Here is a 275-nt window from a genome sequence, read left to right as displayed (position 1 = left end):
CAGCAGCCCCCCACCCTCGAACACCACATCCTTCAACGAACAGCCGAGTCGCTCGTCCACGGCCGCACACACCTCATCGAAAGCCTCCGCGAACACCGGAAAAGAGTCGTACAGCTCACGCCCCATCCCCACCCGCTGCGAACCCTGCCCCGTGAACAACACACCCAGACGACCCCCAACCACACCCCCAGGCCGCACCACCGCGAGCCCCTCCCGCGCCTCCTCCACCGAACCCGCCACCACCACCGCACGATGATCAAAATGCGCCCGGGAGG

The 275-nt window shown here is 66.9% G+C and carries 1 protein-coding gene; it reads right to left on the bottom strand.

The window, feature by feature from the left end; translation table 11 throughout:
* Positions 1–246, bottom strand: a 246-nt coding sequence (locus ADK64_RS14100; protein WP_234384558.1) for an acyltransferase domain-containing protein, incomplete at its 3' end; no start/stop codon positions are given.
* Positions 247–275: the final 29 nt, after the last annotated feature.

It is taken from the genome of Streptomyces sp. MMG1121 (genome assembly GCF_001280015.1).
Lineage (GTDB): Bacteria > Actinomycetota > Actinomycetes > Streptomycetales > Streptomycetaceae > Streptomyces.
Note: the sequence above shows the minus strand (reverse complement) of the source record. Positions and strands in the feature narration are given on the sequence as shown.